Genomic DNA, 746 nt, shown 5'->3' with positions numbered 1-746 from the left:
CCCGCCACCGGCGCACCACCCTCGACAATCGCCACGCTGCTGAAGATCCCGCCCGAATTGATCACGATGTGATGCCCGCCCGCCGTCAGCGTCAGGCTGGTCCCGGCATCGATCACCACCTGGCTGGCGGTGACCCGCGCATGGGGGCCGGCCTGGATGACCAGCGTGCCGTCCGCCGTGGTGCTGCTGTTGCCGCTGATGCTGAGCAGATCGTCGGTGCCGATGACCGTATGGCGCGTTCCGTCGGTGGTGTGTCGTTCATCCGCCTTGATCAGGCTGGTGCTCTGGTTGTCCACCTGCTGGAAACGGTCGCGCCGGATCTGGCTGTGGCTGTCATTGAGGATCAGTTGTTCGAAGTCGCGCTCGGCCCGCAGGTAGATTTTTTCCTGCCCGGCACGGTCTTCGATCATCAGTTCGTTGTAGCCGCCGGTGTGTGGCGAACTGTGGCTGCGCAGCACGGTTTTGCTCTTGTGCTCAGGCAGGGTGTAGGGCACCGAGGTGACTTTGTTGGCCACGCACCCGGTAATCAGCGGCTGATCCGGATCACCCTCCAGAAAGGTCACCAGCACTTCCATGCCGATGCGCGGGATCGTCACCGAGCCGAAGCTTTCACCGGCCCAACTCGACGAAACCCGTAGCCAGCAACTGCTGCGCTCACTGTCGAGTTCGGCGCGGTCCCATGGGAACTCGCACTTCACCCGGCCAAACTCATCGCAATAGATCTCTTCGCCGACCGGCCCGGTGAC

1 protein-coding gene is annotated in these 746 nt (G+C 63.4%); it reads right to left on the bottom strand.

Going from position 1 to position 746, the window contains the following annotated elements:
* On the bottom strand, positions 1-746 hold a 746-nt coding region (tssI, locus tag MKZ87_RS28835; protein WP_266202223.1), incomplete at both ends, for a type VI secretion system tip protein TssI/VgrG.

Source organism: Pseudomonas sp. MCal1, assembly GCF_026341415.1.
Classification (GTDB): Bacteria; Pseudomonadota; Gammaproteobacteria; order Pseudomonadales; family Pseudomonadaceae; genus Aquipseudomonas.
Note: the sequence above shows the minus strand (reverse complement) of the source record. Positions and strands in the feature narration are given on the sequence as shown.